Source organism: Elstera litoralis, from assembly GCF_000963705.1.
In the GTDB taxonomy this organism is placed as follows: Bacteria; Pseudomonadota; Alphaproteobacteria; order Elsterales; family Elsteraceae; genus Elstera; species Elstera litoralis.
In genome coordinates this window covers 1-6483 of record NZ_LAJY01000178.1, presented here as the reverse complement: position 1 = coordinate 6483, position 6483 = coordinate 1, and the positions used below count along the sequence as shown (strand labels likewise).

Below are 6483 nucleotides of genomic sequence, written 5' to 3'. Positions count from 1 at the left end.
AGAGGGACATAAAAACCGCCCCCTTTYYYYTTTTCAGGCGAAAAGAGGGCGGCACTCCCCCAAAGGCGCGTGCCCTTGGATGGGAGTTTTTAACGCGACAACGGAAAGATTAGAGTCAGGCCGCTTCGGCGGTCGCGGTGTCGCTGGCGTTTGACGACGAGGAATTATCCGAAGTGCTCGACTGGGTGTCGAGCGCATTCACCACGCCGTCGCCATTGGTATCCTGGCTCTGGAAGAGCTGGCTAACCGCTTTGGCGAAGGTTTCGCTGGCGCTCAGCTCTTCATCGTCGACCGCGTCGTTGATGTAGGAGGTGAATTCATCCTCCGTCACTTCGCCGTCGCCGTTCGCATCGGATTTTTCGAAGAGCTTCAGCAGGGCGTTGGTGGCGTCCTCCTGCGCCGACAGCAGCGTCGAAGCCGTGCTGCTATCGAATTTACCGCCCGGCGGCGGGGGTGGTGGCGAGGCTTTGGCGAATTCTTCTTCGCTGAGCGATCCGTCGCCATCGCTATCGAGTTGCGAGAGGATTTCGGCGGAGGTCGGCGCGCTGCCCGAAACGCCCTGCGGCGCGTCGGTCGGCGCATTCGACTTTAGGTCATTTTCAAGCTCGGACGCATCGACCTTGCCGTCACCATTCGTGTCGGCCCGCTGGAAAATCTGTTGACGCTGTTGGGCAATCGCGGACGCGCTAAAGCCGCCGCTTCCAATGCTGGAAACCATGGGTTTACCTCGTTTATCTGAAAGGGGGGCCGAGGCAAAACCCTGCGCTCTGTAATACCGGGGCTTTAACGCGGGGGGAGCGGCGGCGGGCGGCGCAGCAGATCGGCGACGAAAGCCCGGCCCTCCGGCGATAATTTTTCCGCCGAGCCGACGAGGCTGTCGGTAATGCCCTTGCCGACGGTTTGCATCTGCGCGTCGATTTCGATGACCGACTGGCGCAGCCGCGCCAGATCCAGCGGCTCCTGGGCCAGAATATCCGCCGTCGCCGCTTTGGCGCGTTCAATCGTTGCGCGCGAGGTGCGGAAACGCTCCCTCACCTCCGCCATCACCCCGTTCAGAACGGCCTGATCGGCGGCGGACAGGCGGGTAGCGAGCTGCTCGATCATCATCTCCGGCGGGCCGAATGGCGGCTTCGGCGGGCGGCGCAACTCCGAGCCGACCAAAAGCCCCCCGAGAAACAGGTTCCCGGCGACCGAGACCAACAGGCCAATTTTTATCCACTGTCGCATTCTGCGAATCTCCAAAACCGCGCCCTAGAGAAAATTGAACCAGCTCGAAAAAATATCCGCTGGCCCCAACGTTAGAAGCATCAACGGCGAGGCGCTGGCCGCCGGGGTTTGCGCCGGAACCAGGGCATAGCCCGTCGCCAGCCCCAAAAACAGGCTCGCCGCGAGCGCGGCGGTCGGCACCAGCCAAATTCGCGGCGCGCGGCGGATCGAAACCCGGTCAGCGGCGTGGAGGATTCGGCTCTCAAGCGCGGCGGTTTGCTCGGGCGACGGCACCGGGGCCGCGCGGCTTAGAAGGTCCGCGAGCGTGTCGGGACCGGATGGATTAGTCATTCTGTTCCTCCTCCAGCCAAGTTGAGAGCCGGGCTCTCAGGGTTCTGCGTGCCCGCACCAGCACTGCTTCGAGCGCTGAGACGGACATCTCCAACAGGTCGGCAACTTGGGCGTTACTGAGCCTTCCTGATATGTCAGCACAATAGCGGCGCGCTGGCGATCCGGGAGGGCGGCGATGGCGGCGGCGATCGTTCGATCGCGTGCCTGGGTTTCCAAATCGGCATCGGCCCCCGGCGTCGGATCGGGCGGATCGAACCCCTCCTCCCACGCCACCATATGTTTGGGCCGCCGCAGCCGATCAAGGCAGAGGTTGGTGCAAATACTGTAGATCCAGGTTTCCGGCTGGCCACGCGACGCATCCCAGAGCGCAGCCTTGGTCCAGACCTTCAATAAGGCTTCCTGCACCACCTCTTCCGCATCCGAGGCATTGCCGAGCATCCGGATGGCAAGGCGCAGCAGCCGGGGCGTTTGCTCCGCCACCAAATCGCGGAAAGCGCGCGCATCCCCCGCCGCGATCCGGGCGAACCGCTGCGCTGCGGACGAAGAAACCGCAGACTCCTCTGCCCCCGCCTCGGGTTTGCCGAAGCGCGGCCAGGATCGGCCAAACGCCGATAGAACCATTCAGAAGTACCCTCTGCCGCCGTCCGTCTTATCCTTATACGGGGGGGATGGGCGAGCCCTGCGCGCTGCCCGGCAAAAATTTCCGAGTGCCGGGCAGCGGGGGAAGCGCAGGTTTTTGAGGCTTACGCCGCTTGGATAAAGGAGGCGATACGCGGCAGAATCTGTTCGCGGAACTTACGGCCATTGAACACGCCGTAATGGCCGACGCCCTGTTGGACATAATCGATGCGCCGTTCGGACGGAATGCCCGAGCAGAGAATATGCGCCGCCTGGGTTTGGCCGGGGCCGCAAATATCGTCGTCCGCGCCTTCCACCGTCATCAGCGCCGTCTTCTCGATGGCCGACGGGGTGATGAGCATGTCGCGATATTTGAATTTACCCAAGGGCAAATCGTAATTCTGGAACACGGCCGTCAGGGTTTGCAGATAGAAATCGGCGGGCATATCCATGACCGTCAGATATTCTTTGTAGAATTTCTTGGTGGAGGTCACGCTTTCGCCATCGCCCTTCACCAGATTGCGGAACATATCCACATGGGCGCGCACATGGCGACCGATGTTCATGCTCATGAAACCCGAAAGCTGCAAGAAACCCGGATAAACGGCGCGCATCATCCCGGCATAGGGTGGCGGCACATGGGTAATGACCATCTGCTTGATGGTTTCAATCGAGCCCGATTGAGCGAATTCATTCACTTTGGTCGGGCTGACGCGCGTATCGAGCGGCCCGCCCATCAGCACCATCGCTTTCGGCTGCGCTGGATCATTCATCTGCGCCATCGCCGATACGGCCACCAGCAGCGGCACTGCCGGTTGACACACGGCAACCGCCGTCACATCCGGCCCCAAGTGGCGCAGGAACTCGACGCAATAATCGATAAAGGCATCGAGGCCGAAATGCCCCTGCCACAGCGGCACATTGCGGGCGTTCACCCAGTCGGTGATATACACATCATGCTGCGGCAGCAGGGCTTCGACCGTCCCGCGCAGCAGTGTGGAAAAATGGCCCGACATCGGCGCGAACACAATCACGCGCGGCTGGCCGGTCACACCCGGCTTTTTGAAGTGCAGCAGATCGCAGAACGGCTTGCGCAGCGCCACTTCCTCTTCGATGGGCACCATATGCCCATCCACGAGAGTGGTGCGAATCCCGTAATCGGGTCGATCATGCAGCGGCTTGGCGTCGGCGACAACATCGCAGGCCGCCGTGAAGGCATCCATAATCGGGTTGGACATCGAGGAGGTGAGACCCGAACGTCCAGCAAAGGTGCGGACTTCATTGGCAAACCAACGCAACGGCTCCATCGCAGCCTGTTGAGCGTTATAAGCCTGATACAAAAACATGGTCTTACCCCTCGCGGTGGCGTTCTGCGGTTCGCGCTACTGTTTACCGTGACCCTACACAAACAAACCGACAAGATTATTATGACAAGAGACTCAGTTACGAAACAGTTGATAATCGCACGAATTCGGCAGAAAGCGCCGAATTAATCGGAATCTCGTCCAATTCCACATGTCTGACATGCGCTAACTCCGGCCCGCGATGGCAGGCGGCGACGAGCTTCTGAATCGCCTCCGGCGCGCCTTGGGCCTGCGCTTCGACACGCCCATCGCCCCGATTGCGCACCCAACCGTGGAGCCCGAGCCCCTCGGCCTCGCGGCGCAGCCAATCGCGAAAGCCGACGCCCTGAACGCGGCCCTCAATGAAGAGGTGAACCGCCCGCATCAACCCGCGATCCCAAGCGCCTTGAAGAGGAAGGCATAGGTTTCGGCGATTTCCTCCAGCGCCTTATAGCGCCCGGACGCGCCGCCGTGCCCGGCGCTCATTTCAGTGCGCAGCAGCAGAACCGAATCGTCGGTCTTGGTGGCGCGCAATTTCGCCGCCCATTTCGCCGGCTCCCAATAGGTAACGCGCGGATCGCTGAGCCCGGCGGTAATCAGGATCGGCGGATAGGCCTGCGCCGCCACCTGATCGTAGGGGCTATAGCTCTGCATATAGGCGTAATAGGCGGGGTCGTTGGGATTGCCCCATTCCTCGTACTCGAAGGCCGTCAGCGGCAGGCTATCGTCGAGCATGGTCGAGAGCACGTCCACGAACGGCACCTGCGCCACCGACGCGCCCCAGAGATCCGGGCGCAGATTGAGTACCGCCCCCATCAACATGCCGCCCGCGCTGCCGCCCATGCAGCCGATACGGCCTTTCTGGGAATAGCCTTGTGCAATCAAATGCTCGCCAGCGGCGATGAAGTCGGTGAAGGTATTTTTCTTCTTGAGGAACTTACCGTCCTCATACCAACGCCGCCCGCGCTCTTCCCCACCGCGAATATGGGCGAGGGCGTAGACGAAACCTCGGCTGAGCAAACTCAGACGATTGGTGCTGAAGGCGGCATCCATGCTTGCGCCGTAGGAGCCGTAGCCGTAGAGCAGCGTCGGGGCCGTCCCATCCAGCGCTACATCGCGCCGCCGCACCACCGAGAGCGGCACGCGCTCGCCATCGGGGGTGGGTGCCCACAGGCGCTCGACAATATAGTCATCGGGGTTGTGCCCGCCGGGAATCTCGGTCTGCTGAACAATGTCCAGGCGTTTGCTGCCGACGTGATAGTCGAAATAGGTCTTCGGGCGCGCCAGCGTTTCATAGCGCAGGCGTAGGGTTCGGCGTTGCCAATCATACCCAGGCAGTACCCAGAGAGCATAGGCGGCATCGGGGAAGGTCACTTCCTGCGCGCCCGCATCGCTGTCCTGCCCGGCGGTGATGATCCGAACCCGCTTGCGCGCTTCGTCGGTGCGCTCGGTGACGTACCAAAAATGCGCGGTCCCACTAATCCCTTCGATGAAAACCATATCGGAGGGGGGGATGACCTCCTGCCAATCGGCCTCATCCAAACGGTCGAACGCTGCCCGCACCACGCGGAAATTGGGGTGCGTGTCGTTCGTGAGAATCAACCATTCGCCATTGCGGTCGAAGGCGCTGTACTCGTGGTTAGCGCGGCGCGGGTTTAGGCAACGCGGCTGCGTACCCGCCCCTTCCAAGGACAAAATCCACTGCTCGGAGCAGGTTTTCTGCGCCACGACAATGAAGAGGTAACGCCCACTCGGGCTACGCTCGATCCCCAAGTAGAAGGTGGGATCGGCCTCGTGATAGATCAGCGTATCGGTCGCGGGGTCGCTGCCGAGCGTATGGGCATAAACCCAGCGCGGGCGCTGTTGCGCATCCTGCTTGACATAGAAAATCCGGCTGCTATCGGCCGACCATTCCAGCCCGTAAGTGCAATCACCGATTTCAATCGGCAGAAAGCTGTCGTTGGCCAAATCTCTGACCCGCAGCACTAACCGTTCCGAGCCGTCGGTATCCTCCAGCACCGCCAGGAAGCGGCGGTCGGGGGAGAGTTCGAGCCCGCGCAGAGCGTAATAGGGCTTCCCCTCCGCCCGCAGATTCTGATCGAAAATAACCGTGCCGCGATTGGCTTTCGCCTCCTCCAACGACCCGGCGAGGCAGGTTTGGGCATATTGCTGCCCCGGTTGATACCGCCCCCATAGCCAGACGCCATGATCCCATTCCGGTGGTGTGCGCTCGTCCTCGATCACCCGGCTTTTCAACTCGGTCAGCAATGCCCGGCGCGGGTCGTCCGTACCGCCCAACACGCTTTCAACATAGGCGTTTTCGGCCGTCAGATAGCCGAGAATCTCCGGGTCCGTGACCTCGGGATAACCGGGGTCGCGCAGCCACGCCCAAGGATCGGGCCGCCCGTCGGGATGAGTGAAAGGTTTCGCACGGGCGGCAGGCGGCGGCGGGAAATCGCTTTGGCGAAGCATGTGGGGCATCCCAGACTAAGAGAAAACTCAGCGGGGATTTGGGCCGAGAGGGCCGCAAACCCGGCGCGCTCGAAGGGTAAGGCCAACGTCGAGGTTAGCGGCAGTCCAGCACAATCACATCGAAGACCGGATGCTCCAGCGGGTGCAGCGCCGGGGAGGACGCAAACATCCAGCCCGAAAAAATCAGACGGTCGGGCAGGCTTAAAAAGGGATCGCTCGGTGTTGGCGTCGCCTTGCCCTGGCTCGCGGGCTGCGGCGGGTGATCGACGATGCGTAAAAAGGCCGAGTTTTCCGGCGGCTCTTCCGGCGGGCGCTTGATGCAAGCATCGACGTGGATCGTGAGGCTGCCGAAATTCGCCGCCTCGCCAACCGGAATAGTGAGTTTGGAGACGCGCGCCGTGACCTTATCGAGGCCCTGCAACACGGCGGCGGGCTTTGCGGGCGGGGTCGCCGGAACGGGTTGCGCTACGGGCGGACGCGGCGCTGCTTGCTG

8 protein-coding genes are annotated in these 6483 nt (G+C 61.9%); all 8 read right to left on the bottom strand.

Going from position 1 to position 6483, the window contains the following annotated elements; all coding sequences use genetic code 11:
* Positions 1–115: 115 nt before the first annotated feature.
* Positions 116–718 carry an EF-hand domain-containing protein gene (locus VZ95_RS21780; RefSeq protein ID WP_052711590.1) on the bottom strand — a complete coding sequence of 201 codons (603 nt, stop codon included), beginning with the start codon at positions 716–718 and terminating at the stop codon, positions 116–118.
* Positions 719–783: 65 nt separating this feature from the next.
* The gene (locus VZ95_RS08010; RefSeq protein WP_084627651.1) at positions 784–1227 is read right to left on the bottom strand and encodes a periplasmic heavy metal sensor; all 444 of its coding nucleotides are present in this window, start codon (positions 1225–1227) and stop codon (positions 784–786) included.
* Between the two features lie 24 nt (positions 1228–1251).
* Positions 1252–1557, bottom strand: coding sequence for a hypothetical protein (locus VZ95_RS08005; RefSeq protein ID WP_045775385.1), 306 nt, complete (start codon positions 1555–1557; stop codon positions 1252–1254).
* Between the two features lie 36 nt (positions 1558–1593).
* Positions 1594–2178, bottom strand: coding sequence for a sigma-70 family RNA polymerase sigma factor (locus tag VZ95_RS08000; RefSeq protein ID WP_052711589.1), 585 nt, complete (start codon positions 2176–2178; stop codon positions 1594–1596).
* A 122-nt stretch (positions 2179–2300) separates the two neighbouring features.
* The gene (locus VZ95_RS07995; RefSeq protein WP_052711588.1) at positions 2301–3521 is read right to left on the bottom strand and encodes a polyhydroxyalkanoate depolymerase; all 1221 of its coding nucleotides are present in this window, start codon (positions 3519–3521) and stop codon (positions 2301–2303) included.
* A 97-nt stretch (positions 3522–3618) separates the two neighbouring features.
* On the bottom strand, positions 3619–3903 hold the full coding sequence (locus tag VZ95_RS07990; protein ID WP_045775384.1) for an acylphosphatase: 285 nt from the start codon (positions 3901–3903) through the stop codon (positions 3619–3621).
* Entirely contained in the window at positions 3903–5990 is a 2088-nt protein-coding gene (locus VZ95_RS07985) for a S9 family peptidase (RefSeq protein WP_045775383.1), read from the bottom strand. Before VZ95_RS07985 ends, VZ95_RS07990 begins: the two co-directional genes overlap by 1 nt.
* A gap of 94 nt (positions 5991–6084) precedes the next feature.
* The coding region (locus VZ95_RS07980) for a DUF2155 domain-containing protein (RefSeq protein WP_045775382.1) at positions 6085–6483 on the bottom strand (399 nt) is incomplete at its 5' end.

Coding starts and splice junctions, on each gene's coding strand:
- VZ95_RS08005 (WP_045775385.1), bottom strand. CDS start 1,557: ATGACTAATCCATCCGGTCCCGACACGCTCGCGGACCTTCTAAGCCGC.
- VZ95_RS08010 (WP_084627651.1), bottom strand. CDS start 1,227: ATGCGACAGTGGATAAAAATTGGCCTGTTGGTCTCGGTCGCCGGGAAC.
- VZ95_RS07990 (WP_045775384.1), bottom strand. CDS start 3,903: ATGCGGGCGGTTCACCTCTTCATTGAGGGCCGCGTTCAGGGCGTCGGC.
- VZ95_RS07995 (WP_052711588.1), bottom strand. CDS start 3,521: ATGTTTTTGTATCAGGCTTATAACGCTCAACAGGCTGCGATGGAGCCG.
- VZ95_RS07985 (WP_045775383.1), bottom strand. CDS start 5,990: ATGCTTCGCCAAAGCGATTTCCCGCCGCCGCCTGCCGCCCGTGCGAAA.
- VZ95_RS08000 (WP_052711589.1), bottom strand. CDS start 2,178: ATGGTTCTATCGGCGTTTGGCCGATCCTGGCCGCGCTTCGGCAAACCC.
- VZ95_RS21780 (WP_052711590.1), bottom strand. CDS start 718: ATGGTTTCCAGCATTGGAAGCGGCGGCTTTAGCGCGTCCGCGATTGCC.